At 56.3% G+C, this 23,706-nt stretch carries 25 protein-coding genes; 12 read left to right on the forward strand and 13 right to left on the reverse strand.

Translation table 11 applies throughout. The features are described 5' to 3' along the window. The first annotated feature begins 59 nt into the window (after nt 1-59). The 5 genes from AC1XYH_RS18030 (at nt 60) to AC1XYH_RS18050 (ending at nt 4,739) form a co-directional block, all read left to right on the forward strand. On the forward strand, nt 60-1,259 hold the full coding sequence (locus AC1XYH_RS18030; protein WP_182250114.1) for an ISL3 family transposase: 1,200 nt from the start codon (nt 60-62) through the stop codon (nt 1,257-1,259). Between the two features lie 928 nt (nt 1,260-2,187). After that, on the forward strand, nt 2,188-2,484 hold the full coding sequence (locus AC1XYH_RS18035; protein WP_483324496.1) for a hypothetical protein: 297 nt from the start codon (nt 2,188-2,190) through the stop codon (nt 2,482-2,484). Between the two features lie 123 nt (nt 2,485-2,607). Further along, a complete protein-coding gene (gene sseB / locus AC1XYH_RS18040) occupies nt 2,608-3,405 on the forward strand; it encodes an enhanced serine sensitivity protein SseB (protein WP_483324497.1) in 798 nt (265 codons plus the stop codon). Nucleotides 3,406-3,473: 68 nt separating this feature from the next. Further along, the gene (locus tag AC1XYH_RS18045) at nt 3,474-4,022 is read left to right on the forward strand and encodes a pyridoxamine 5'-phosphate oxidase family protein (RefSeq protein WP_483324498.1); all 549 of its coding nucleotides are present in this window, start codon (nt 3,474-3,476) and stop codon (nt 4,020-4,022) included. A 204-nt stretch (nt 4,023-4,226) separates the two neighbouring features. Further along, nucleotides 4,227-4,739, forward strand: a complete 513-nt coding sequence (locus AC1XYH_RS18050) for a metal-dependent hydrolase (RefSeq protein ID WP_483324499.1) — start codon at nt 4,227-4,229, stop codon at nt 4,737-4,739. A 10-nt stretch (nt 4,740-4,749) separates the two neighbouring features. Here AC1XYH_RS18050 and AC1XYH_RS18055 read toward each other — a convergent pair whose 3' ends face one another. Further along, the gene (locus AC1XYH_RS18055; protein ID WP_483324500.1) at nt 4,750-5,664 is read right to left on the reverse strand and encodes a zinc ABC transporter substrate-binding protein; all 915 of its coding nucleotides are present in this window, start codon (nt 5,662-5,664) and stop codon (nt 4,750-4,752) included. Nucleotides 5,665-5,763: 99 nt separating this feature from the next. On the opposite strand from AC1XYH_RS18055, the gene AC1XYH_RS18060 reads away from it, so the two are divergent. From AC1XYH_RS18060 to znuB, 3 genes are read left to right on the forward strand one after another with little or no spacing between them, the layout of a single operon-like run. Further along, complete coding sequence (locus AC1XYH_RS18060; RefSeq protein ID WP_483324501.1) at nt 5,764-6,258, forward strand: Fur family transcriptional regulator; 495 nt, start codon at nt 5,764-5,766, stop codon at nt 6,256-6,258. Beyond that, nucleotides 6,255-7,025, forward strand: a complete 771-nt coding sequence (gene znuC / locus AC1XYH_RS18065) for a zinc ABC transporter ATP-binding protein ZnuC (RefSeq protein ID WP_483324502.1) — start codon at nt 6,255-6,257, stop codon at nt 7,023-7,025. Before AC1XYH_RS18060 ends, znuC begins: the two co-directional genes overlap by 4 nt. Next, nucleotides 7,018-7,803, forward strand: coding sequence for a zinc ABC transporter permease subunit ZnuB (znuB, locus tag AC1XYH_RS18070; protein ID WP_483326413.1), 786 nt, complete (start codon nt 7,018-7,020; stop codon nt 7,801-7,803). The genes znuC and znuB overlap by 8 nt, the downstream gene beginning before the upstream one ends. 75 nt (nt 7,804-7,878) lie before the next feature. Here the strand turns inward: znuB and AC1XYH_RS18075 are convergent, their stop codons facing one another. Genes AC1XYH_RS18075 through AC1XYH_RS18085 form a run of 3 tightly spaced genes read right to left on the reverse strand, consistent with a single transcriptional unit; the run spans nt 7,879 to nt 11,602 of the window. Then, on the reverse strand, nt 7,879-10,083 hold the full coding sequence (locus tag AC1XYH_RS18075) for a xanthine dehydrogenase family protein molybdopterin-binding subunit (protein ID WP_483324503.1): 2,205 nt from the start codon (nt 10,081-10,083) through the stop codon (nt 7,879-7,881). Next, nucleotides 10,083-11,066: an FAD binding domain-containing protein gene (locus AC1XYH_RS18080; RefSeq protein ID WP_483324504.1), complete on the reverse strand. Its 984-nt coding sequence runs from the start codon at nt 11,064-11,066 to the stop codon at nt 10,083-10,085. The genes AC1XYH_RS18075 and AC1XYH_RS18080 overlap by 1 nt, the downstream gene beginning before the upstream one ends. Beyond that, entirely contained in the window at nt 11,063-11,602 is a 540-nt protein-coding gene (locus AC1XYH_RS18085; RefSeq protein ID WP_483324505.1) for a (2Fe-2S)-binding protein, read from the reverse strand. The genes AC1XYH_RS18080 and AC1XYH_RS18085 overlap by 4 nt, the downstream gene beginning before the upstream one ends. Nucleotides 11,603-11,976: 374 nt before the next feature. Here AC1XYH_RS18085 and AC1XYH_RS18090 point away from each other — a divergent pair, with 374 nt between their 5' ends. Beyond that, complete coding sequence (locus AC1XYH_RS18090; protein WP_483324506.1) at nt 11,977-13,191, forward strand: putative DNA modification/repair radical SAM protein; 1,215 nt, start codon at nt 11,977-11,979, stop codon at nt 13,189-13,191. A 10-nt stretch (nt 13,192-13,201) separates the two neighbouring features. Further along, nucleotides 13,202-14,089: a TIGR03915 family putative DNA repair protein gene (locus tag AC1XYH_RS18095; RefSeq protein WP_483324507.1), complete on the forward strand. Its 888-nt coding sequence runs from the start codon at nt 13,202-13,204 to the stop codon at nt 14,087-14,089. A gap of 7 nt (nt 14,090-14,096) precedes the next feature. On the opposite strand, the gene AC1XYH_RS18100 is transcribed toward AC1XYH_RS18095, so the two are convergent. The 5 genes from AC1XYH_RS18100 to AC1XYH_RS18120 form a co-directional block, all read right to left on the reverse strand. Next, nucleotides 14,097-14,729 carry an SCO family protein gene (locus AC1XYH_RS18100; protein ID WP_483324508.1) on the reverse strand — a complete coding sequence of 211 codons (633 nt, stop codon included), beginning with the start codon at nt 14,727-14,729 and terminating at the stop codon, nt 14,097-14,099. Beyond that, nucleotides 14,720-15,625 (reverse strand): heme o synthase, encoded by a 906-nt coding sequence (gene cyoE, locus AC1XYH_RS18105; protein ID WP_483324509.1) that lies wholly within the window; start codon nt 15,623-15,625, stop codon nt 14,720-14,722. Before cyoE ends, AC1XYH_RS18100 begins: the two co-directional genes overlap by 10 nt. 61 nt (nt 15,626-15,686) lie before the next feature. Further along, complete coding sequence (locus AC1XYH_RS18110; protein ID WP_483324510.1) at nt 15,687-16,736, reverse strand: COX15/CtaA family protein; 1,050 nt, start codon at nt 16,734-16,736, stop codon at nt 15,687-15,689. A gap of 2 nt (nt 16,737-16,738) precedes the next feature. Further along, nucleotides 16,739-17,329 (reverse strand): hypothetical protein, encoded by a 591-nt coding sequence (locus AC1XYH_RS18115; protein WP_483324511.1) that lies wholly within the window; start codon nt 17,327-17,329, stop codon nt 16,739-16,741. Next, complete coding sequence (locus AC1XYH_RS18120; RefSeq protein ID WP_483324512.1) at nt 17,319-18,080, reverse strand: SURF1 family protein; 762 nt, start codon at nt 18,078-18,080, stop codon at nt 17,319-17,321. Before AC1XYH_RS18120 ends, AC1XYH_RS18115 begins: the two co-directional genes overlap by 11 nt. Nucleotides 18,081-18,144: 64 nt before the next feature. Between AC1XYH_RS18120 and AC1XYH_RS18125 the strand changes: the two genes are divergently transcribed. Then, nucleotides 18,145-18,360, forward strand: a complete 216-nt coding sequence (locus AC1XYH_RS18125; RefSeq protein WP_483324513.1) for a twin transmembrane helix small protein — start codon at nt 18,145-18,147, stop codon at nt 18,358-18,360. 31 nt (nt 18,361-18,391) lie between these two features. On the opposite strand, the gene AC1XYH_RS18130 is transcribed toward AC1XYH_RS18125, so the two are convergent. From AC1XYH_RS18130 to coxB, 4 genes are read right to left on the reverse strand one after another with little or no spacing between them, the layout of a single operon-like run. Further along, on the reverse strand, nt 18,392-19,279 hold the full coding sequence (locus tag AC1XYH_RS18130) for a cytochrome c oxidase subunit 3 (protein ID WP_483324514.1): 888 nt from the start codon (nt 19,277-19,279) through the stop codon (nt 18,392-18,394). Nucleotides 19,280-19,309: 30 nt separating this feature from the next. Then, nucleotides 19,310-19,876, reverse strand: coding sequence for a cytochrome c oxidase assembly protein (locus tag AC1XYH_RS18135; RefSeq protein ID WP_483324515.1), 567 nt, complete (start codon nt 19,874-19,876; stop codon nt 19,310-19,312). A gap of 12 nt (nt 19,877-19,888) precedes the next feature. Then, nucleotides 19,889-21,472, reverse strand: coding sequence for a cytochrome c oxidase subunit I (gene ctaD / locus AC1XYH_RS18140; protein ID WP_483324516.1), 1,584 nt, complete (start codon nt 21,470-21,472; stop codon nt 19,889-19,891). A gap of 10 nt (nt 21,473-21,482) precedes the next feature. Next, nucleotides 21,483-22,607 (reverse strand): cytochrome c oxidase subunit II, encoded by a 1,125-nt coding sequence (gene coxB / locus AC1XYH_RS18145; RefSeq protein WP_483324517.1) that lies wholly within the window; start codon nt 22,605-22,607, stop codon nt 21,483-21,485. Between the two features lie 442 nt (nt 22,608-23,049). Between coxB and AC1XYH_RS18150 the strand changes: the two genes are divergently transcribed. Next, nucleotides 23,050-23,691 (forward strand): hypothetical protein, encoded by a 642-nt coding sequence (locus AC1XYH_RS18150; RefSeq protein WP_483324518.1) that lies wholly within the window; start codon nt 23,050-23,052, stop codon nt 23,689-23,691. Nucleotides 23,692-23,706: the final 15 nt, after the last annotated feature.

The following is a 23,706-nucleotide window of genomic DNA, read 5'->3' on the forward strand; positions in this document are numbered from 1 at the left end:
GGTGACATCTCGGTCATGATGGTTGTGCGACCAACACCATAATCCGAGAGCACCGTCTCATGCTTGATCATACCGATTGGCTGCCGTTCTGGAAGGACTTCTACGTCCTCGATTTACAACTTCTCGACGGCCACGTCTGCGTTTCGCTGACTCCTGATGACTCATCACTTACCTGCGGTGGCTGCGCCAAGCCTTGCCGCCAGATACATGAGCGAGTTAGACGTCGCGTACGCGACCTTCCCATGCTCGGTCATCCCGTTATTCTCGATCTGATTCTGTATCGCCTGGAATGCCCTGACTGCGGGCACTGCCTGCAACAGGTGAGCTGGCTTGATAAACACGCGCGCCTGACTAAGCGGCTGGCTCAGGCGGCTGCAGAATGCTGCGCTCGGTTACCGGTGGCGCACGTGGCAGACATGTTTGGTCTGCATTGGAGCACGGTCAGACGCCTGGATCATCAGCGTCTCCAGTCCCTTGTGGCATCACTTCCGACGGCCCAACCGCGCCGCCTAATCATGGATGAGTTCGCCCTATTTAAGGGGCATCGCTACGCCAGTGTGATCCTCGATGCCGATACACGTCGGGTTCTATACGTGGCCCAGGACCGCAGCCGCCGGGCCATTCGGCCCTTTTTTGAACAGCTTGGACCAGAAGGCTGCGCCCGTATCGAAGCGGTGGCCATGGATATGAATACCGCTTTCGATCTCGAGGTTCGAGCTCGATGCCCCCGCGCACGTGTGGTTTACGATCTGTTCCATGTCATTGCCAAGTATGGCCGGGAGGTCATCAGTCGCGTGCGAGTGGACGCCGCCAATCAGCTACGCCACGACCGCCCCGCACGACGGGTGGTGAAGCAGGCTCACTGGCTGCTGCTTCGTAATCCAGCCTCGCTCAACGAGCGCGAGCAGGTTCGGCTTGATGAAGTGCTGCAAGCGAACCAGCCCATCATGACGGTTCACGTGATGAAGGAAAGTCTACGCTCGCTCTGGACAGCACCTGACGCTTGGGAATGGCGAAGACGGTGGCAGCAATGGCATGCCCATGCTGCTGAGAGCGGCATTCCGGCTTTGATGCACTTCGCTGAAGTGCTTAAGCCTTACTGGAGAGGGATTCTGGCTAGGGTGCGTTGGCCGATGCATACCGGCCAGCTTGAGGGGATCAACAATAAGATCAAAGTGATCAAGCGCATGGCCTATGGGTACCGCGACACCGATTACTTCTTCCTGAAGATCAAGGCCGCGTTCCCCGGACATACGTGATGAACCAAAATTAATGCCATCGGAAGTTTAAAAAAATACAAATTGTCAGAAAAAATAAGAACAAACAAAGAAATTGCTAATTTCATAAAGATCCTCTTCAATAGCAAGAGAAATAATATTTCAGTTTCAAATAGTGAAAATATTGATTTTGAGTACTTTACTGACTCTTCAAATGTTAAAAACTATCTTGAATTAGTTGCAAGTGAAGGATGGGAAGTTCTTAGGCTAACCCCTTCTCGATTCAACACCGAACATCACGAATCATACTCTCAGGTTTGCAGCCAAAATTCTCACCGAGTGATTGGTCAGGAGTTCGATAATGTTGCTGTCGTTATTGATCAGCATTTTTCTTATGACTCTAGTGGGTTATTAACATATAACTCAATAACTTATTATGACTCAGTGAAAATGCTGTTCCAGAATATTACTCGCACTAGAAAGAAGTTAAAACTGATAATAATTGGTAATCAGCAGGTATTGAATAGGTGCTTGTCGACCTTGAAGTGAGTAAATCGACAACTAACAAATCAATTAACTACGCGTCTTCGGCCCCGGACTCTGCAAGGCTGCGCAGGTTATTGAGGCGTTGAGGCTGTAGAAAAAGCTCAGAAGATAATTCTGACCTAAAATTGAGCAATAAATGATCTAAAAATAGCGTCTATTTTTGAAATTTGAGGCATTCGGCATCAAATATATTCTTAGATTTCTCGTAGGGAAAGCTTGGTAAAGAGGTTTGATAGTTTTTCTACAGCCTCGTTAAACAGCGCATTAGTCTGGGCAGCATCACGTAGCCCGCACCGGCAAAGATTCAATCGTAAGTATTACGAGCTGGCCCTTGTCGGAAGATAACGCGCGATCGTTATTTTTGTGCCACCAACATTTACCTTTTACTCAGAGTGAAATTCATACTTACCCGAGACCGGCCCCCTTGGAAGAGCTAGCAGAAGCCGCCGCAAAAACAATCCTCCGGACGCTGGGCTTTGTGGTTCGCGCGCTTATCTGGCTGATCTGGGAGGTGTTCGTTCACGTGATTGGCTGGTATGCGGGCTGGCCCGTTTGCCGTGTTTTGACCTTGGGCTCTTATCCTCGGGAAAGTATCAGCCAGCATGAGGACGCTGGGTTGCTGACGCATTTCGTGGTCTCCATGGTTGGCTTGGTGTCACTGATCGCTTTAGGTATTTGGCTAACCTGGCTTGTGGCGTTGATGAGCGGCGCTGCCGCTTAGCTGATGGTCGTGCGCATGGGCGTTTGCCGCTTTCTTGTGATGTTGTGTGATTCTTGCCGCTCCATTACGACCGCAGAACCGCTATTATTTCCTCTCCAGTCAGCTTCACCGGAAGGGCCAACAATGCAAGCACAGGAAGAAAACCCACTCGAAGAGCTCTTGCGGCTGGCCGCAGACGAGCCGGCGCACCGGCCGGCGTTTTGTGACGCGTTGCTAGAGGCACAGGTTTTTCTGCTGGGTACGACCGGGCAGGTAGAGGGCGAAGGCCAAGTGAATCTCGAGGCCGGCAGCGAGGTGCAGATTCAGCATTGGGAGAGGACTGATGGTTCGCCGGTGATTCCTTTTTTCACCTCGCTAGCGGTACTCCAGCAATCCATCGATGAAGAGCAGACCTATATGGAGCTGCCGGTGCGTTCGCTGTTTGAGATGACTCTTGGCGCTACCCTTATGCTTAACCCCAAATCGGATTACGGCAAGGAGTTCGTGCCCGCCGAGGTGGAGCAGCTGCTGAACCACGGCGTTAGCCGCATGCCAGAGCAGCGGGTTGTCGAAAAGGAGACTCAGGTGCTGTTGGGCCAGCCTGCCGAGTATCCGAGCAAGCTGGTGGACTCACTCACGCAGCTGTTTGCCCTTAATAGCAACGTGCAACGTGCGTATCTGGCCTTGATGCATGACCCCTCTGTAGACGAAAAAGCCCACCTGATTATTGGGGTTGAAGCTGACGGCGATGCCGAGAAAGTGATTAACGCTGCCGGCAATGTTGCGGGTGATCTGGCTGCCGAGGGAGAGCCGGTTGATCTCTGCCGCGTTACGCCCGGTGAAGAGGGCCTTAGTGAGTATTTTATTAACGAGACTACGCCGTTCTATGAAAAGAAGTGGGGCGCCAAGCTCAAATCGTTTTTGGGCTTTGGTCGTGCCTGACTGCGGCATCTGAAGGCGCGGTAAGCGCGGCGCCAGCGCGCGGAGTAATTTGCACAGGAGTGATTGCGGTGTCACAGAAATACGCTGAGTTGCAGGCAGAGCATCGGGATTTCATTGCAGAGCAGCATCTGTTTTTTGTCGGCTCTGCTGCGGCAGACGGCCTAGTCAATGTATCGCCCAAGGGGATGGACAGTTTACGAGTGCTGGGGCCTAACCGGTTGGTATGGCTAAACCTGACGGGTAGCGGCAATGAAACCGCCGCGCATGTGCTTGAGTTGCCGCGTTTGACCATCATGTTTTGCTCGTTTGATAAGCAACCGCTGATTCTGCGGGTATATGGTAAGGCCGAGGTTGTTTACCCTGATCACCCCAAATGGCCTGAGCTGATTCAACAGTTCCCGCAGTACACGGGTGCACGACAGCTGTTCGATCTGGATATCGATCTGGTGCAAATCTCCTGCGGTTTTGCCGTGCCCTTCTATGAGTTCAAAGCCGAGCGCGACACGCTTACCAAATGGGCCGATGGCCGTGGCAAAGACGGCGTGGAAGCTTATTGGTCGGAGAAAAACCTGCGGAGTCTGGATGGCAAAGATACCGGTATGGGAGAGAGTGTTTAGCACTCCGCAGTGGCCCTTCGGGTGGCCCCTTCCATTGTTATCCAAGGCTTATGAATCTAGTTGCTGTGCCTATCACTTGGTTGTTGGTAAGCGCTGCATTTTCTGTTTGGCTGTTGAGAACCACTGCCAAGCGGCGTAGTCAGAGGCTGACGTGGCAGTATTTATTGCCCGTAAGCCCCCTTGTTGAATAGGCGCTAGATCCCGATGCTGATTGCACACCTGCCCTCCGGCTATATTCTCTCTACCTACTTGCTGGAGCGAGTGCGTAATGTGCCTGTGAAGGCGTCGTGGGTGATTGCCGCCGGCATGCTGGGAGCGGTGGCTCCGGATTTCGACATGCTGTATTTCTTCTTTGTGGATCATGGGCAGGTGCATCATCACCGCTACATAAGCCACTGGCCGTTGTTGTGGCTATGCCTCACTGCGGTGTCGCTGGGCTGGTGTTGGTTGGCGCGTACGTCGGTGGTCGGCTGGTTGCTGCTGGTATTCAGTCTGGGCGGTTTGCTGCACGTGATTCTGGATACGCTGGCGGGTGACATCTGGTGGCTGGCACCTTTTGTGGACCAACGTTATGCCCTGGTCACTGTGCCTGCGCGCTTCAAGCCTTGGTGGCTCAACTACATGGCGCACTGGACCTTTGTAATAGAACTCTCGATCTGCGCTTGGGCCTGCCTGCGCTTTTGGCGGCGCAGGCAGGCGCTAGTCTCTGCTGCTTAATACGCCGCGATTAGAGTTTTTCCAAGCAGCCGGCCCACACATCGGTCATGGCGGTAAGCTGCTGTTCGTAACCCCGTGGGCCGACTGGCACTGCGGCTCCCATGGGGTCCAGCTGAGCGCTTTGTATTGGCAGGTCGACAGTCAAGCTGTTGACCAAGCGGGGTGCAAACTGCGGCTCGCTGAATACACAGGCGGGCGCAGCTTCGCTTAGGGTGGTGCGTAACTCATTGACGTGACGTGCGCCGGGTTGAATCTCGTGGGCCAGGCTGAAAACACCGCTGTGCTGCAATCCCAGGTAGCTTTCCAGATAGCCGTAACCGTCGTGAAATACGAAGTAGGGCTTGCTCTTGAGCGGTGCGAAGCGGCTATTCAATTGTTGCTCAAGCGCTTGGATGCGCTGTTCAAAGACGGCGAGATTCGCTTCCAGTTTGCTTTGCTGCTGGGGGTATAGCGGTGCAAGGTCGTCTTTCATCCAGCGGGCGATGATGATGGCGTTTGCCGGAGATAACCAGATGTGTGGGTCGATGCTGCCGGGACCGTGATCATGGTCTTCGTGCCCATGCTCATCTGCGTGCACCTCGTTATCTTCGTCATAGTGACGCAATGGCAGGCTGGGTATCTCGGCCAACTGCCGCGCGCTAGGCAGATCGTGCAGTGTGCTTTCAAGAAACAGCTCCAGCGAGGGGCCGACCCAATAAATGCGCTCGGCACTGGCCAGAGCACGCCGGTCTGATGGCCGTAGCGCAAAGGAATGCGGGGAGGCGCCGGCGGGGAGCAGCGCGGCGGGCGTGTCTATGCCGTCAAGTACGGCGGCGGCAATCTGTTGTACTGGCTTGATAGAAGCGAGTACGCGCACCTGGTCGGCGTGGGCGGTGCAAGTGAGCAGCAGCCCGCACAAGGCAGCAAACAGGCGAAATGACGACATGGTGGGACATACCTCTGAACAGTAAAGTGTTATATGATAACAGCTCAATTGACGCTGCATAGCTAACGTTTTCGCAGTGATGCCAGACAGGATTACGCCATGACCGAGTTTCTCTCCCCACAAGAAGCGCAGCAGCCGCACGACCACAGCCGCTGTGTGAGTCACGCCCTGGATGCTGCCGAGCAGGTCTGCGCACGTGAAGGTGCGCGCTTTACGGTGCTGCGCAAACGGGTTTTGGAGCTGGTATGGCAAAGCCATAAGCCGTTGGGCGCCTACGATATTTTAGAAACCCTCTCGCGTGACGATGGCCGCCGTGCCGCGCCACCCACGGTGTACCGGGCGCTGGATTTCTTGCAGGAGCAAGGCCTGGTGCACCGGATTGCATCGCTTAATGCTTTTATTGGCTGCGCCAGCCCGGAACACAGGCACGAAGGCCAGTTTCTGATTTGCCTCAACTGTCACATCGCTATCGAGCTGGACGCCTCTGCGATTACCCAGGCGATTGCCGGTGAAGCGAATGCCCACGGTTTTACCGTGCAAGGCGAGACGGTCGAAATCAGCGGCCTGTGCGCTCAGTGCCAGGAGGCAGCGTGAGTAAACCACTGCTGTCGCTACAGGACGTCAGCCTGCGATTACACGGCACCGATGTGCTGGAACGCGTTAGTTTGCAGGTTAAGCGCGGTGAGATTGTTACGCTGATCGGCCCCAACGGCGCCGGTAAAACCAGCTTGGTGCGAATTGTTCTGGGGCTGTTGAAGGCCTCCTCCGGGCAGGTCAGCCGACAGCCGAAGTTACGCATCGGTTATATGCCGCAGAAGCTGCAGATTGATGCGTCGCTACCGCTGACCGTGCAACGTTTTCTGCTATTGGCGCCCGGTGCGAAGAAAGCCGCGGCCCACGCGGCACTGGTTGAGGTAGGCGCAGAGCATCTGTTGGAGCGGCCGTTGCAGCAGGTATCGGGCGGTGAATTGCAGCGTATTTTGCTGGCCCGCGCGCTATTGCGTGAACCTGATCTGCTGGTGCTGGATGAGCCTGTGCAGGGCGTGGATGTAAACGGTCAGATTGAGCTTTATCAGCTGATTACCCGGCTGCGCGACCGTTACGGCTGCGGGGTATTGATGGTGTCGCATGACCTGCATCTGGTGATGGCCACCACCAATACCGTGGTGTGCATCAATCGCCATGTTTGCTGCTCGGGGCATCCCGAGCAGGTCAGCATGGACCCGGCCTTTGTTGCCATGTTTGGTGAGCAGGCCAGTGCTTTGGCGGTATACAGCCATCGCCACGATCATGCCCACGATATGCACGGCGAAGTCGTGCCCCATGAACACAGCCACGGACCTGACTGCAACCATGCCTGATTTTCTGCTTTACGCGTTATTGGCCGGCCTAGCGCTGGCGCTGGTTGCCGGGCCGTTGGGTTCTTTTGTGGTCTGGCGGCGCATGGCCTATTTTGGCGACACCCTGTCGCACTCGGCACTGCTGGGGGTCGCGCTCGGCATGTTGCTGGATGTGAATTTGACGCTGGCGGTAACGGTCGGCTGCGTGCTGATAGCCGTGTTATTGGTGGCTTTGCAGCATAAGGAATGGTTGGCCAGCGATACCTTGTTGGGGATTCTTGCGCATGGCACGTTGTCGCTCGGTTTAGTGGTATTGGCGTTGACCGAGAACGTACGGGTGGACCTGATGGCCTACCTGTTCGGTGACTTGCTGGCGATGACCCTGAACGACCTTTATTGGATTCTGGGCGGCTTGCTGATTGTGCTGGTGCTGATGAGTCTGTTGTGGCGGCGTTTGTTGTCTATCACGGTGCACGAAGAGCTGGCGCGGGTTGAAGGTTTGCCGGTGACGGCAATTCGCTTGGCCTTAATGCTGCTTATCGCAATCGTGATCGCAGTGGCGATGAAAATTGTCGGTGTGCTGCTGATTACCTCGTTGCTTATCATTCCGCCAGCTGCCGCGCAGCGTCACGCACGCACGCCGGAGCAGATGGCCTTGGGTGCCAGTGTGTTGGGTTGTGTCGCGGTATTGGGCGGGCTGACGATGTCGTGGCATCTGGATACCCCCGCAGGGCCTTCCATCGTGGTGTGTGCGGTACTGTGTTTTATGCTGGCACTCGGCGTTCCGCGCAGGGCTTGATGCGCAGCAACCTCGATTGCCCGGCAAATAGCGGCCTTGCCGGGCGATCGAATTAAGCTTGTTGCCGCGCCGGTGTTACATCAATTTATCGAGCGTCACCGGCAGATCGCGAACGCGTTTTCCCGTCGCGTGAAATATCGCATTGGAGACCGCAGCAGCGACGCCAACAATACCGATTTCACCCACGCCTTTGGAGCCTAGAGCATTGACGATCTCGTCATGCTCTTCTACAAAAATGACGTCGATATCACCGATGTCGGCCTGCACGGGTATGTGGTACTCGGCCAGGCTGTGATTCATGAAACGGCCCAGGTTGTGGTCCATCTGGGTTTCTTCATGCAGGGCCTGACTCACACCCCATACCACGCCACCCATAATCTGGTTGCTGGCGGTTTTAGGGTTGACGACACGCCCGGCAGCAACGGCGCTGACCACGCGACTGACCTTAACCATGCCGGTGTCTTCATCAACTTTTACCTCGACGAACACTGCCGAATGCGTGCCAGTGGCGTAACCGTCGCGTACCTCGCCGGGTTCCACGCTAGCCTCAACTTCCAGTGCGCCGGTTTCGGCGGCAATGTCGGTCAGTTTGACCTTTTGCTCAGGGGCGTCTTTGATAAACAACCAACCGTCAGCAAAGTCGATTTCGTCAGGGGTTCTTCCACTGAAAGGCGAAGCCGGGGTTTGTTGTACGGTATCCAGCAACTTCATACGCAGTTCCTGACAGGCCTTTTGCACCGCACTGCCCACTGATGAAACAGTAAATGAGCCACCTTGCAGTGGCGCTTTGGCCATGTTCGAATCGCCTAACTTGAACTCCACCTGATCCATCGGAAAGCCCATGGCGTCGGCAGCGATCTGCGTCATTACGGTATAGGTACCGGTGCCAATATCGGTGGTCGCGCTGCTGACAATCAGCTTACCGGTGGCATCGATACAGGCTTTGGCGCTGGCCGGCATTTGCATGGCTTCCCACATACCGGTCGCCATCCCCCAACCAATCAACTGGTGGCCATCTTGCATACTGCGCGGCGCCATGGTGCGTTTGGACCAGCCGAAGCGTTCGGCGCCCTGTTCATAGCACTCCAGCAGGGCTTTGCTTGAATAAGGCTTGCCTTCATTCGCATTGAAATCAGTGAAGTTCTTTTGGCGTAGCTCAACCGGATCAATGTTCGCGGCGTAGGCCAATTCATCCATTGCGCACTCCAGCGCATACACGCCGATGGTGCCGCCTGGTGCGCGCATGTCGAGCGGCGTATATACATCCAACGGCACCAGCTGGTAATCAAGCGTGACGTTGGGGCACTTGTACAGCATGCCGGACCATTCGACCTGCTGTTCGGTGTAGTCCTCAAAACGTGAGGTCTGGGCAATGGCCTGGTGATAGATCGCCTGCAATTGACCATCGCTGGACGCTCCAATGGTCAGGCGCTGGATGCTGCGTGGGCGATAGCCAAAGGTAAACATCTGCTGACGCGCGAAGGAAACCCGCACTGAGCGCTTGAGTTTGAGAGCGGCCATGACCGCCAGCGGTAACTGGTGTTGCGGACGCAGTCCGGAGCCGAAGGCGCCGCCCACGAAAGGCGTCAGAATGCGTATCTGTCCTTCCATGTCGAATACGTCTTCCAGATAGCGCATACAGTTCTGTACACCCTGAGTTTTGTCATACACCTCTAAGGTGCCATCAGGAAGGTAGTGCACGGTAGAGGCGTGCGGCTCCATAGGGTTGTGGTGCTCAACCGGCGTGGTGTATTGCACTTCTACTTTGACCGCCGCATTGTTCAACGCCTGCTTGGCGTCGCCTCTGGGACCGGGTAGGTCGGCGGGTGCGGTGCTCATCTGATCGAGATTCGTCAGCAGATCAGTGGCGTGTTCTTCGGTTTCGTACTCGACCTTGATCAGGCTGGCGGCATAACGCGCTAGCTCCAGACTCTCGCCGACCACCAAGGCAATTGGCTGGCTGTTGTAAAGGATGCGGTCGTTGAATAAGGGCCGGAACGGCGAGCCATCAGCGGCGTCATCGTCCTCATAGGGTTTGTCGTAGCTGGCAATCGGAGGGCGGTTTTCATGGGTGAGAACCGCTTCAATGCCCGGTACTGCTTGCGCGGCGCGGGTATCAATATGCAGGATGCGGCCACGGGCTATGGTGCTGTTCACAATGTGGCCGGAGAGCAAGCCGGGTAGTGGGAATTCGCCAGCGTATTTGGCCTGGCCCTGCACTTTCATCGGGCCGTCAACGCGATCCAACGGCTTGCCGACGGGGGACGTTTTAACAGTCATCAGACGGCTCCTTCTGCAGCATCGCTCAAGGCACGCACTATGGCGCGGCGGGCCAGCTTGATTTTGAACTGGTTATCGTTAAAACCAATGGCGCCGGCCAAGAGCGCGTCCGCGAGTTCGCCGAACGCGGCTTTGTCTGCAGGCCTGCCGACCAACAAGGCTTCCGCCTCAGGGTTACGCCACGGCTTGTGGGCAACTCCGCCGAGCGCCACTCGCACGTTGCGAATCACACCGCCATCGAGCTGCAATGCGGCGGCGACCGAGACCAGCGCGAAGGCATAGGATTGCCGGTCGCGGATCTTCAGATAAGCGCAGTGTGTGGAGAAATTTTCTGCAGGCAGTTCAACGGCGGTAACCAATTCGCCGTCGGCCAAGGTGTTGTCTCGCTCCGGCTCGTTGCCGGGCAGACGATGAAAATCAGCAAAAGCGATACGCCGCTCGCCATCGCGACCTTTGACGATGACTGTCGCATCCAAGGCAGCCAAGCCCACGCACATATCTGAGGGGTGCACTGCGATGCACTGTTCACTGTGCCCGAGAATGGCATGAATGCGGTTTAACCCGTCGCGCGCGGGACAACCGGAACCCGGCTCACGTTTATTGCAGGGCGTATCGGCGTCGTAAAAGTAGTAACAGCGGGTACGTTGCAACAGGTTGCCGCCCGTGGTGGCCATGTTGCGCAGTTGGGGCGTTGCGCCAGCCAGAATGGCTTTTGAGAGCAGCGGATAATGCTGCTCAATACGCGCGTCCCAGGCCAGGTCGGAATTGCTGACCAGTGCTCCGATACGCAACCCACCGTCGGCTGTTTCTTCAATGTCTTTTAGCGGCAGACGGGTGATGTCGATCAACTGCTCGGGATGCGTGATGTTTTCTTTCATCAGATCGAGCAAGTTAGTGCCGCCCGCGATATAGCGGCTGTCGGGTGTAAAGAGGCTAACCGCTTCATCAATACCCGTGGGGCGCGCATAGGTGAAAGGGTTCATCGGCTCACCCCCTTGTCTCGCGCGAGCTGTTCGCGGGTGGCTGGCATGGCTTCTTCGATGGCCGACAGTATGTTGGGGTAAGCACCACATCGACACAGGTTGCCGCTCATGTGTTCGCGCAACTCGTCAGGCGTTTCGGCGCGACCTTCGGCTGTCATACCCACCGCAGAACAGAGCTGACCGGGAGTGCAGTAACCGCACTGAAAGGCATCGTGCTTCACGAAGGCCGCTTGCATGGGATGCAGATCATCGCCGCTGGCTAGACCTTCAACGGTCGTCAGGCTGGCGCCGTCGTGCATTACCGCAATGGTCAGGCATGAGTTGATGCGTTTACCGTTGAGCAGCACGGTGCAGGCACCGCACTGGCCGTGGTCGCAGCCTTTCTTTGTGCCGGTCAGGCCAATTTTCTCACGGAGCAAATCCAGCAGCGTGGTCCAGGGATGAACGTCCAGTTGCTGTGGTTTGCCATTGATTTCAATGGCTATCGGGTAAGTTGCGACAGTTGTCACGCCCGAGTGATCCTTTGTTGAACTCATGCTTGCCTCACGGTAGGGGCGGGCGCCAGCGAGCGGCGCGCGGGGGTTGCGCAGTGTTTGCGTCTATAAATTACGACTGGGCGTGGGGGTAATCGTTCACGTGAATGCGCAGGTAGTTGCGCAGCGGTTGATGAGTTGGTTCGCGCGGTCACCAGGAACGCAGGAATTCGGTTGGGGGGGCGATATTCGCGAGTGGCCCGACGCATCTCCCGTCACTTGCGCCAAAAAAGGGATATTGATTCGGGACTGGTACTCTGACGTCGCTCAAGTTTGTGGGGCCGATTGCCGAGGACTCTGTATCCTCCGTGTTTGTACCTTGAGTGCTTGCTCGCTATTCTTTATGCTGTATTTATATACAGTATAGAAGGTGTGATATGGAGCTGATCGACAAACTCACCGTGCTGGCCGATGCGGCAAAGTACGACGCCTCTTGCGCGAGCAGCGGTGCACCCAAGCGCAGCTCCAAAGGTAAAGACGGGATAGGCGCTACCAATGGTATGGGCATTTGTCATAGCTACACGCCGGATGGCCGCTGTGTATCGCTGTTGAAAATTCTGCTAACTAACTTCTGCCTCTACGATTGCCAGTATTGCGTCAACCGCCGGTCGAGCGATGTGCCGCGCGCACGCTTCACACCCGAAGAAGTGATCAAGCTGACGCTGGATTTTTATCAGCGCAATTACGTTAGCGGGTTGTTCCTTAGCTCCGGCATTATCCAGTCGCCCGATTACACGATGGAGCAGTTAATTCGTGTGGCGAAGGTGTTGCGTGAGGAGCACCAGTTTCGTGGATACATCCACCTGAAAACCATTCCCGAAGCCGACCCTGCGTTGATCGCTGAGGCAGGCCGCTATGCCGACCGTCTCAGCGTTAATATCGAGCTGCCCAGCCCGGACAGTTTGATTCGCCTGGCTCCCGAAAAGCAGCTAGTCAGCATCACTGACGCGATGGGCACCATTGAGTCGGCGTCACAGGAGTCACGCAGTGACAAACGCGCACCTAAATTCGCCCCCGGTGGTCAGAGCACGCAGATGATTGTGGGTGCCGATGCCAGTGACGACAGTCGCATTCTGCATACGGCAGAGAGTTTATATGGCCAATACCGTTTGCGGCGCGTTTACTATTCGGCCTTCAGCCCGATCCCTAACAGTCCGTCATCGGTACCCTTTGAAGCGCCCCCGCTGCTGCGCGAGCATCGTCTTTACCAAGCCGATTTTCTGTTGCGTGGCTATGGTTTCAAAGTGAGCGAGCTGATCGGCGCGCAGGGCAATTTGCCCTTGGATATTGACCCTAAGCTGGCTTGGGCACTGGCCAACCGAGATATATTTCCGGTCGACCTGAATCTGGCGGAGCCGCAGTTGATCGCTCGGATTCCGGGCATTGGCGTGCGCTCAGCCGAGCGTATTGTCAGCCTGCGTCGACTAAAGCGGATTCGCTTTGAGGATGTGGCGCGGCTGCGTTGTGTTATCGAAAAGGCTAAACCTTTTATCATTACCAGCGATTATCACCCACCTCAGGCCACGCTGGAATCCAGCGTCTTGCGCCGGCAACTAAGCGACCAACCAGCGCAAATGGCGTTGTGGGGCTGAGGGTAAGAATATGCAGGTGCTCTGCTGTGAGGATGATTTTGAATGTTGGCGCGATCAGGCTCGGCAGTTGTTGAGGCAGGATATCGCGCCGCATGCGGTGGTCTGGGAAGACCGCGACCATCGGCAGTTATTCGCCTCTGAGCCGCTACCCGCTAGCACTCCCAGGGCGGGGCCAACGGCACAAGCGACGCGCATCCCGGCGAGGCTACTCGATGAGCTAAAACGTGCTGCGCAGTATCGCGTTTCTGGCCGCTGGAATCTGTTGTATCGCGTGCTCTGGCGGGTTGCTATGGGCGAGCGGCAAGCCATGTTAGCTGGCGATCCGGACGGCAGTGAGCTGCAACGGCGAATTAAATCTGTCAGCCGTGAAGCGCATCATCTGCACGCATTTGTGCGCTTTCATCCCGTAATGGGACGTGGCGGATTGGATTATGTCGCCTGGCATGAGCCCGCCCACGACATTTTGGCCAGCGCCAGCCTGCACTTCGCTGAGCGTTTAGGCCGCCAGCGATGGTTGATAGTCTCGTCTCGCGATGCGGTCTGGTATGACGGTGAAACGCTGCACCATCGGCAGCCTTGCCCCGCAGATTGGGCTGCGTTAGCGGAGTCGGTGCGCGATAACGCTGACCCGCTTTGGCAAACCTACTACAGCAGTATTTTTAATCCCGCGCGCCTTAATTCCAAGGTCATGCAAGGGCACATGCCATTGCGTTTCTGGGCGGGCTTGCCGGAAGGGCGCGTGATTCCTGCGCTGATGAGTAGGGCGAGAGCAGGCGCGCAAAAAGATGGTCAGGCAGAAGCCGTAGCGAGTAAATCAGGGAAGGTTATCCGCTCTGCCGCGTATGCAAAGGACGATAGCTTCGCCGGGGCAAAACCGGACGCGAAGCGCCCGGACTAGCATGCCGTTAGGGAGCCATGACCCGCGGCAGCCATTTGGCTAGCTGGTCATTTTTCAGCGGCGGACGAATGAAGCCCACGTACTCGCCTTGCGGGTTGACCAGTACCACTTGACCGCTGTGATCGACCAAGTAGTTTTCGTTACTGGTATCCGGCTCGATATAAGCGATGGATAGTGCCTTGGCGAGTTTCGCCAGTTCGCTGGAGTCACCGGTTGCACCGGCAAAGTTGGCATTGAAATAGTCAAGGTAGGTTGCCAATTGCTCGGGTGTGTCGCGGTTGGGGTCTACGCTGATGAGCGTGACTTGCAACTGCTCGCGTGTTTCAGCCGGTAACTTTGCGCTCAGTTGACGCAGGTCAGCCAGTGTTGTTGGGCAGACGTCCGGGCAGAAGGTGTAGCCGAAAAACAGCAGATCCCATTGGCCTTGAAGATCAGCTGTGCTCCATGGCTCGCCGGAAGCCGCCTGTAAATTAACGTCCGGAATTGACCGTGGGCTGTCGAACAAAAACATGCCGGCCTCTTGCAGCGCGTTGCTGTCGAATGGTACCGGGCGGGTTACCTTGTGAATGATGGCGCCCAGTACCAAAGCGACGCTGGCCGCACATATCAGTACGGTTTTTTGCACACCACTTAAAGCCATCCAGCTACTCCCGCGTAGTGGTCTACCAACAGGGCTACAAATAGCCAAAGCAGGTACCACAGTGAAAATTTAAAGGTCTTTATTGCGGCATGCGGGCGGCTATCTCGCCATAGTGCCCAGGCCCAGTCGATAAATCGCAGACCCAGTGCGGTTGCTACTACCAGATAGAGCACGCCGCTCATGTGGATCACAAAGGGCAGCATGCTGACGGCCAGCAAGATAAAGGTATACAGCAGAATGTGCAGCTTGGTATAGCGCTCGCCATGCGTGACCGGCAGCATGGGAATGTCTACCTTGGCGTACTCAGCTTTACGGTGAATTGCCAGCGCCCAAAAGTGGGGTGGCGTCCAGGCGAAGATGATCAATACCAGCAGTAGGCCTTCTGCCTGAATCTGCCCAGTGACAGCGGTCCAGCCCAGCAGCGGCGGTGCCGCGCCGGCAAGGCCGCCGATGACGATGTTTTGCGGCGTGGCGCGCTTGAGGAACGAGGTGTAAATCACCGCGTAGCCAAGTAGGGAGCCAAGCGTTAGCCACGCTGTCACTGCGTTGATCCACTGCAGCAATATGGCCATGCCGATACTGCCCAATGTGACGGCGAACAATAGCGCATTGAGCGGGTTAACCCGGCCTTGCGCTAGGGGACGGCGCTGAGTGCGCGCCATCTGCAGGTCAATGCGGCGGTCTACAACGTGGTTTACCGCCGCTGCTGAACCTGCGCACAGGGCGATACCCAGGTTGCCGAGCAATAACGTTTGCCAAGGCACCGCACCTTCGCTGGCCAGCAGCATGCCGATCGCCGAGGTGATGATCATCAAGGCGACGACCTTGGGTTTTGTCAGCTCGAGATAGTCGCGCCAGCCGGCACGAACCGCCAGCGTGTTAGTCACTGTAGTCATGGTCATCTCCCCTTCAGCGCGTCTAGCCCGCCGTTATCATTGTGCGTTGAGTATGGGGCAGTTAAAGCGAACCTGCCAGACTGCGACGGCTTCTATTGGTATTCATGTGTAAACGTGCTCTCGCTGGAGCGCGCAATCGATAGTTAACGCTGATGACGCTGAGTAACAGCAACGCTGCGACCCCGTTGTGCGCGACTGCGATTGGTAGCGGTAGGTGAGCCAGTACATTGGTTATGCCCAGCGCAACCTGCACAGCCAACGCTAAGGTGATCAGCCCGGCTAGCAGCGGATGACGGCTGCGCCAGAGTTGCCAGGCCAGCAGGAGCACCATGAAGGTGGTGATCAGCGCGCCGATACGGTGACTGAAATGAATGGCTGTGCGCCCCGGTCCTTCCAGCATGCCGCCTAGATAATTCGGGCCGACCTCCTGGTGCAGGAGGTTGAAGCCAGTAGCAAAGTCCATCTCTGGCCACCATTCACCGTGGCAGGTGGGCAGGTCGATACAGGCAACCGCGGCGTAATTGGTGCTGGTCCAACCACCGAGCATGATCTGGCCGATCACCACCAGTAAGGTGATGCGCGCCAGATTGCGCACGCGTGCAATACGTGGGCTGGCGGGTAACGTCGGTAGCCTGCCGGACAGGCGCAGGCTGAGCAACAACAACAGACTCAAGGTAGTGAAGCCGCCGATTAGGTGTGCGGTGACCACTTGTGGCCAAAGCTTGAGAGTGACTGTCCACATGCCAAACAGGCCCTGACAGATAACCAGTGCGAGCAGGCCCAAGCTAAGCGCAGTTGGATAACCCACTTGGTTACGCTGTTTAAGGCTGAATAATGCCAGGCCGAGAATGACCAATCCTAGCAGACCGGCGGCGTAACGATGGATCATCTCGGCCCACGCCTTGAATGCTTCAACGGGGTCGTCGGGAAAGCGAAGTTGCGCAGTCTCCAGTGCGCCTGCACTTTGCGGCACGCTCAGGAAACCGTAGCAGCCGGGCCAGTCCGGGCAGCCCAACCCAGCATGCACCAGCCTTGTGTAAGCGCCAAGAATAACCACCGCGAAGCACAGCACTAGGCCGATCAACGCCCATGTGTATCCGGGTTTGCGCATGTTTACCCCACCTTGGACAGTTTCAGCAGGCGCTTGAGATCATCGAGCAAGTATTTGCCGGGCTCACTGGCGTTTTGATGCAGTACCACACGCCCCAATGGATCAATCAGCCAAAGCTGTGGCCCTTGCTGCCAAGCGGCAGGTAGGGGTTGTAGGCTGTTGCTGTAGGCCGAGGGTGACAGCTCTGCTTGTTGCAGGCGCGGGAAACGTTTTTCAAGTTGTTGCTGTTGGCTGGTAGAAAGCGCGCTGCCGGTCGCAAGCATGTGCTCAACGCGATCCGCCTCACGACCTACCGCCACATTGATTTGACGGGCTTCGTGCACCAGCTGCTGACAAGCCTCGGCGCACTCATCAGGGCTGGTGACCAGCAGTCGCCAGGATGCGCCATAACCGACCGGCGCTGCAGTCAGCTGCCAATCATCGACCTGGATAGTTGGCTCGACTAAATCAGACTTGTTTGAGTGATCCTGCGGAATACCGACCTGGAAGTGCGCCATTAGGCCAGCGACCAATATGGGGCCAAATACCACCGCAGAAATAGCCAGCAGCTTTAGCTGGCCGCGTGGGCGCCTGCGGGTCGGGTTATCGGTCATGCTCGTCATCATTTTTATTATTCCCCCGGGGTTCGGGCCGTAAACCGGCCCAGACAAACAAAATAAGCAGTGCGCCGGCCAGGCAGAACCACTGCACGGCATAACCGGTGTGGCGGCTGGAGCTCATGGGTAGCACCGGCCAGTCGAGCCGCAAGGCAGCCGATGCGCTAGGTTCGATCAGACGTGCACGCCAGTCGGCGAGCGGCACACCTGCCTGCTGACTCAGTTCGGCTAAATTGATCTGCGTGATAAGACGTGGCCAGCCAGATGAATCAGCCTTGGCATCGCCCAGGCGAAATCCTGCTTGCGGATCGGGTAGCGCTTCGGCAAGCAGCCGCTGACTGCCTTCGGGCGTGCTGACCTGAATAGCCTCGCGGCGATCCGGCCAAGGCGTCCAGCCGCGATTAATCAGCAGCCATTGACCGTTGTTATCGCGGAACGCTTGCAATACCTCGACGCCGGCGGCGCCATCACGGGTGCGATTGTCTAGCAGCCAGATGCGCTGCTGATCGAAGTGGCCTTTTAAGGACAGACGCTGCCAGTTGGCAGGTCGTGGGTGATCCAGTAGGTTAAGGCTGAGCGCGGGAGCCTGCTGGCGCTCCAGCATCTGCAGTTCCAGCTGCTGTTTCTGTGCGGCGCGATCGAGTTGCCACAGCCCAAGGCCCAGCAGCAGCGGCAGAAATGCCAAAGTGAACAGCCAGAGCCCCAAGCCCGGCGCAAAACGTCTGCGGCTGACAAGTGGTTCAGACATGATCACGATGTTGATCCTGCAGGGCTATACTGGCGCGAATAAAAAGAAAAGGGGGTGTTTGCTCATGTGGGTGAAAGTAGCGATTTTGGTTCTGCTGGCCGCAGTTGTCTGCAGCCTGTTCAGCGGGTTGTTGTTTTTGGTGAAAGACAGCGACAACCGCGGCGGCCGCTTGGTTAAAGCGCTGACCCTGCGGATCACATTGACCGTATTGTTGATGGCGTTGATTGCCTACGGCTTCTGGTCCGGTGAGTTGAATTGGGGCGCGCCCTGGCTGCATTGAGCCAGAGCACGCAGTACGGTTTTGGGTAATGTTAGAAAATGTAGACAAAGATGAACAACCCCACCCAAACCACATCGACAAAGTGCCAGTACCAACTGGCTGCCTCAAACCCAAAGTGCTTATCCGGCGTAAAGTGACCGCGAGTTATGCGAATTAACATGACCGCGAGAATGACCGTGCCCATGGTGACGTGCGCGCCGTGGAAGCCGGTCAGCATAAAGAACGTTGAGCCGTAAATTCCCGAATTCAGAGTCAATCCCAGCTCGTGATAAGCGTGTTGGTATTCCAGCGCCTGCAACACCACAAAGATGACACCTAGCAGTACGGTCAGCCCCAGCCAGGCTTTGGTAGCCCCTCGCTTGTCAGCGCGCAGAGCGTGGTGTGCAAAGGTGACTGTCACACTGGAGGTGATCAGAATTATGGTGTTGAGTAATGGCAGCTGCCATGGCCCGATGGTTTCCGCAGGTCCCGGAAACGCCTTAGGGTCAGGGTTGCTCATCAGCGGCCAGGCAAACTGAAACTCCGGCCAGAGGATGTTGGTAACGCCTTTATCACCTTCGCCGCCCAGCCAGGGGCCGGCAAAGGTGCGTACGTAAAACAGCGCGCCAAAGAAAGCCGCGAAGAACATGACCTCGGAAAAAATGAACCAACCCATGCCCATGCGGAACGAGCGGTCCATTTGTGGGCTATACAGGCCTTGGTCGCTCTCTCTCACCACATTGCTGAACCAGCCGAACAGCATATAAATCATCATCAGGGCGCCGGCGAACAAAAACCACTTGCCGGCGACGCTGCCTTCGCCACTGCTCATGCCGTTGATCATGCTGCCGCCGCCGAAAACCGTCAGCAACAAGCCGACTGAGGCGATGATCGGCCACTTGCTCTGGGCCGGTACGTAGTAGGTTTCATGACTCGCCATCTGTTGTTCTCCTTATCCGGCAGTCTTTGTTCAGTTGCTCTGTGGCGCTGATATAGCCAGCTTCTCAGGCATCCGATCCGATACATCAAACAGCGTGTAGGCCAGCGTCAGGTGTTTTACGTCCTTGGGCAAAGCCGGGTCGACGATAAAACGTACCGGCATCAATACAGATTCGCCCGGCTGTAGCACCTGCTGGGTAAAACAAAAGCATTCAGTTTTGTGAAAGTAAGCCGCGGCTTTGGACGGCGCCACACTGGGAATGGCTTGCGCCACCATGGGCTGGTCGGTTGGATTGCTGGCGTGAAACAGCATCTCCCGCGTTTCGCCTGGATGCAGCGTCAGCTCATCTGCCTCTGGTCCAAAAGACCAGCTCATGCCCTCGGCATTGGTGGCGAGGAACTGCACACGCAGTGTGCGGCTCTCGTCGATATATTCGCTCTCCTGCTGGTAGGCCGTGTCATTGGTCTTGCCGTTGATGCCTAAGGCATCACACATGACGTCATACAGCGGCACTAACGCAAAGCCGAAGGCAAACATCGCTACCACCGTTAGGAGCAAGCGTTTAACCAAACGCGCATTTGACTGCTGCTCGCTCATGTTTGCCTCCGATTACTTCACTTCGGGCGGTGTGGTGAAGGTGTGATAGGGCGCTGGCGAGGGCACTGTCCACTCCAGACCTTCTGCACCTTCCCATGGGTTTGCTGCCGCTTTTGGGCCACCTTTGATGCACTTGATGACGATAAACAGGAACAGCAGCTGCGTTGCCCCGAACATGAAGGCGCCAATGGAGGACACCATGTTGAAGTTGGCAAACATGATGTTGTAATCGGGAATCCGCCTCGGCATGCCGGCAAGGCCAACAAAGTGCATCGGGAAAAACGCCAGGTTCATGCCGATAAAACTCATCCAGAAATGCGTCTTGCCCAGGGTTTCGTCATACATGTGGCCGGTCCATTTGGGCAGCCAGTAGTAAGCCGAAGCAAATATGCCGAAGATCGCGCCGGGCACCAGTACATAATGGAAGTGAGCCACCACAAAGTAAGTATCGTGGTACTGAAAGTCCGCCGGAGCGATGGCCAGCATCAGGCCAGAGAAGCCGCCGATGGTGAACAGAATCACGAAGGCGATGGCAAATAGCATAGGCGTTTCAAAGGTCAGCGCACCGCGGAACATGGTGCTCACCCAGTTGAACACTTTTACCCCGGTAGGTACGGCGATCAGCATGGTGGCGTACATAAAGAACAGCTCGCCGGTGATCGGAATACCGACGGTGAACATGTGGTGCGCCCACACGATGAACGACAGGAAGGCAATGGCTGCGGTGGCGTAAACCATCGAGGTGTAGCCAAACAGCGGCTTGCGGCTAAAGGTTGGAATGATCTGGCTGACCGCACCGAATGCCGGCAGGATCATGATGTACACCTCGGGGTGCCCGAAGAACCAGAAGATGTGCTGGAACATGACCGGGTCACCGCCACCGGCGGCGTTAAAGAAGCTGGTGCCGAAGTGGATATCCATCAGCATCATGGTGACCACGCCTGCCAGCACCGGCATTACTGCGATCAATAGAAATGCGGTGATCAGCCAGGTCCAGACGAACAGTGGCATTTTCATCAAGGTCATGCCTGGCGCGCGCAGGTTGAGGATGGTCGCGATGATGTTGATCGCGCCCATGATCGAACTGATGCCCGCAAGGTGAATCGCGAAAATGAAGAAGGTCACGCTCGGTGGTGCGTAGGTGGTGGAGAGAGGCGCGTAGAAGGTCCAGCCAAAGTTCGGCCCGCCACCTTCCATGAACAGCGTCGAAAGCAACAAACCGAAGGCCATCGGTAGCAGCCAGAAGCTAAAGTTGTTCATGCGTGGCAGGGCCATATCTGGCGCCCCAACCATTAACGGAATCATCCAGTTGGCTAAACCGACGAAGGCCGGCATCACGGCGCCAAACACCATGATCAGGCCGTGCGTGGTGGTCATCTGGTTGAAGAACTCGGGCTGCACTAACTGCAATCCCGGTTGGAACAACTCAGCCCGAATGACCATGGCCATGCTGCCGCCGGCCAGGAACATGATGAAACTGAACCACAGGTACATGGAGCCGATGTCTTTGTGATTGGTGGTTAGCACCCACCGCATCAGTCCCTTGGCCGGACCATGGGCATGGTCGGCGTGATGGTGATCGATCACTGCACTCATGTCAGGTCTCCTATTGGCCGTCTTTGAAGTTGAGGATGTCCAGCGGGCTTACCACCTCACCGGTGTCGTTGCCCCATGCGTTGCGTTCATACGTAATGACCGCGGCCGCATCCACTTCAGAGAGTTGTTTGCCGAAGGCCGCCATTGCAGTGCCTGAACGGCCGTTGACGACGGTATTGATATGTTCTTGCACATCGTTGAGCACGATGTCGCTACCCTTGAGAGCTGGGAACATTGGGGGGATGCCTTCACCAGTAGGCTGGTGACAGGAAGCACACGCCGAGTTGTAGACTTTCTCGCCACGTGCGACCAGCTCTTCCAAGGTCCAGTCTTTCTCGCGGAGCTCAGCTTCCTTAGCGGCCGCTTCTTTCTGCTCGGCTAGCCAGGCGTCGTAATCTTCCTGGGTCTTGGCTTCCACCACGATAGGCATAAAGCCGTGATCTTTGCCGCAGAGCTCGGTGCATTGACCGCGGTAGATTCCGGGCTCATCGATACGCGTCCAGGACTCGTTGACGAAGCCAGGGATGGCGTCTTTTTTCACTGCGAAGGCAGGCACCCACCAGGAGTGAATGACGTCGGCGGAAGTAATCAGGAAGCGGATTTTTTTGCCGATCGGCACAACCAGTGGGTTGTCGACCTCAAGCAGATAATTGGGGTTCTTCGGCGAGATGTTGTTGATTTCATCGCGCGGAGTGGTCAGTGAGCTGAAGTAGCTGACGCCTTCGCCAACATACTTGTACTGCCAGCGCCATTGATAACCGGTGACCAAAATATCGACGTCGGATTCGTCGGCATCGTACATCTCGATCAGGGTCTTGGTGGCAGGCACCGCCATAACAATGAGAATAACGAGGGGGATAACCGTCCAGAGAATCTCGACTGTGAGGTTCTCATGAAAGGTAGCCGGTTTGCTGTGCTCGGATTTGCGATGCATCAGCATCGACCAGAACATGACGCCAAACACGATGACGCCGATCACGACACAGATCCAGAAGATGGCCATGTGCAGGTCGAATACGGATTTACTCACTTCGGTGACGCCCGGCCGCATGTTGACGCCCCATTCGGCACTGACAGCAAAGCCAGCGACGGACAGAGACAAGCCAACCAGCCAGGTCATTGCTGATCGCAACATTCCCGGTTCCCCTTTATTGTTTTTATCACTCACCAGGCACACGAGGACATCTTTACACTGCGACTTTTGGTCGCTGCAAAGTTGATGGACCAGAGTCAGCAAGCAGCTGAGAATGCCACTAACAATTCTCCGGTCAGTACCCCCAATGGCTACCGGACGTATTCGAGTATAGACCCAGAGCCGGGCTTGGCAATGTTGCCACGGGTTATTTTTTTACCTGATTGGGTGACTGGCGAAGATAGCCAAAGGCCGCTATAAAACGTCTCAGTCACCACGCTTTGTGGCAAAGTGGATTTCTATTGCTGCGTTATTGCAAATAATTCTAATGCCTCATGGTGAGTCACTTTGACGAATTGGCATGTGTTTGCTAGCTTGAGCTGCATCTTATTTGACTCCCAGGCTCATTTTTTCAGCATCTGGCTGTCGTTGTGGAGAAAAATACATGAACACGTTGGCTTTGAAGCGCCAAGTTGAATTGGCGGTAAACCAAGAGGCTGCGCAGCAGCGTTTGCGTGGCTGGCTGGCTGAGCGCTTGCCTGATCTGCATCCGGCCATTCGTATTGAAGACGATGGTGTTGATACGCTCTTCAACTTTGTTACGGCCTATGTTGAGCAGGTTCCCGATGTACTGGATGCCGCAGCGGCTGTGGCTGAAGCGGCGCAAATGCGCGACCGTCTCCTGCCGGTGCTGAAGGTGGCGGAAGCTTTCTTTTTGCAGCCGCCGGACCTACCGGAAGAGCATCAAGGGCTCCTTGCACTGCTGGATGAGGCTTATCTGGCGCATCGCCTGGTTGAGGAAGTAAACGATCGTTACCTCGCGCACGGGGGCGAGGCCTTGATCCCGATGGACACCACACGTGCCAATCTGATCGTGCATCAGCTATTGGGAGATGAGTTTGCCAATCAGCTGGATACGGCGGTAGACGCAGCGGTCAGCGGTTTATTGCCGACAGATGCTTTTAGCTCGGATAACTTTCAGACCTATATATCGCAGCAAGCGCAGGCGGGTAGCGAACTCTGGCATCAGTGGCCCTGCATGAGCGAGCAGTTGGGGATTGGCATTGAGTGGCGCGGCGCCGCTTAAACGGCGCCAGTGCGG

This window comes from Pseudomonas sp. GW-45, assembly GCF_056896675.1.

Bases quoted from the DNA above. Each gene is read 5' to 3' on its own strand.
- AC1XYH_RS18075 (WP_483324503.1), bottom strand. From the start codon at position 10,083: ATGACTGTTAAAACGTCCCCCGTCGGCAAGCCGTTGGATCGCGTTGAC.
- coxB (WP_483324517.1), bottom strand. From the start codon at position 22,607: ATGTTGCGATCAGCAATGACCTGGCTGGTTGGCTTGTCTCTGTCCGTC.
- AC1XYH_RS18095 (WP_483324507.1), top strand. From the start codon at position 13,202: ATGCAGGTGCTCTGCTGTGAGGATGATTTTGAATGTTGGCGCGATCAG.
- AC1XYH_RS18090 (WP_483324506.1), top strand. From the start codon at position 11,977: ATGGAGCTGATCGACAAACTCACCGTGCTGGCCGATGCGGCAAAGTAC.
- AC1XYH_RS18135 (WP_483324515.1), bottom strand. From the start codon at position 19,876: ATGAGCGAGCAGCAGTCAAATGCGCGTTTGGTTAAACGCTTGCTCCTA.
- AC1XYH_RS18110 (WP_483324510.1), bottom strand. From the start codon at position 16,736: ATGCGCAAACCCGGATACACATGGGCGTTGATCGGCCTAGTGCTGTGC.
- AC1XYH_RS18120 (WP_483324512.1), bottom strand. From the start codon at position 18,080: ATGTCTGAACCACTTGTCAGCCGCAGACGTTTTGCGCCGGGCTTGGGG.
- AC1XYH_RS18055 (WP_483324500.1), bottom strand. From the start codon at position 5,664: ATGTCGTCATTTCGCCTGTTTGCTGCCTTGTGCGGGCTGCTGCTCACT.
- AC1XYH_RS18060 (WP_483324501.1), top strand. From the start codon at position 5,764: ATGACCGAGTTTCTCTCCCCACAAGAAGCGCAGCAGCCGCACGACCAC.
- AC1XYH_RS18115 (WP_483324511.1), bottom strand. From the start codon at position 17,329: ATGACCGATAACCCGACCCGCAGGCGCCCACGCGGCCAGCTAAAGCTG.
- AC1XYH_RS18085 (WP_483324505.1), bottom strand. From the start codon at position 11,602: ATGAGTTCAACAAAGGATCACTCGGGCGTGACAACTGTCGCAACTTAC.
- AC1XYH_RS18050 (WP_483324499.1), top strand. From the start codon at position 4,227: ATGCTGATTGCACACCTGCCCTCCGGCTATATTCTCTCTACCTACTTG.
- AC1XYH_RS18080 (WP_483324504.1), bottom strand. From the start codon at position 11,066: ATGAACCCTTTCACCTATGCGCGCCCCACGGGTATTGATGAAGCGGTT.
- znuB (WP_483326413.1), top strand. From the start codon at position 7,018: ATGCCTGATTTTCTGCTTTACGCGTTATTGGCCGGCCTAGCGCTGGCG.
- AC1XYH_RS18130 (WP_483324514.1), bottom strand. From the start codon at position 19,279: ATGGCGAGTCATGAAACCTACTACGTACCGGCCCAGAGCAAGTGGCCG.
- AC1XYH_RS18125 (WP_483324513.1), top strand. From the start codon at position 18,145: ATGTGGGTGAAAGTAGCGATTTTGGTTCTGCTGGCCGCAGTTGTCTGC.
- AC1XYH_RS18100 (WP_483324508.1), bottom strand. From the start codon at position 14,729: ATGGCTTTAAGTGGTGTGCAAAAAACCGTACTGATATGTGCGGCCAGC.
- sseB (WP_483324497.1), top strand. From the start codon at position 2,608: ATGCAAGCACAGGAAGAAAACCCACTCGAAGAGCTCTTGCGGCTGGCC.
- ctaD (WP_483324516.1), bottom strand. From the start codon at position 21,472: ATGAGTGCAGTGATCGATCACCATCACGCCGACCATGCCCATGGTCCG.
- AC1XYH_RS18030 (WP_182250114.1), top strand. From the start codon at position 60: ATGCTTGATCATACCGATTGGCTGCCGTTCTGGAAGGACTTCTACGTC.
- cyoE (WP_483324509.1), bottom strand. From the start codon at position 15,625: ATGACTACAGTGACTAACACGCTGGCGGTTCGTGCCGGCTGGCGCGAC.
- AC1XYH_RS18150 (WP_483324518.1), top strand. From the start codon at position 23,050: ATGAACACGTTGGCTTTGAAGCGCCAAGTTGAATTGGCGGTAAACCAA.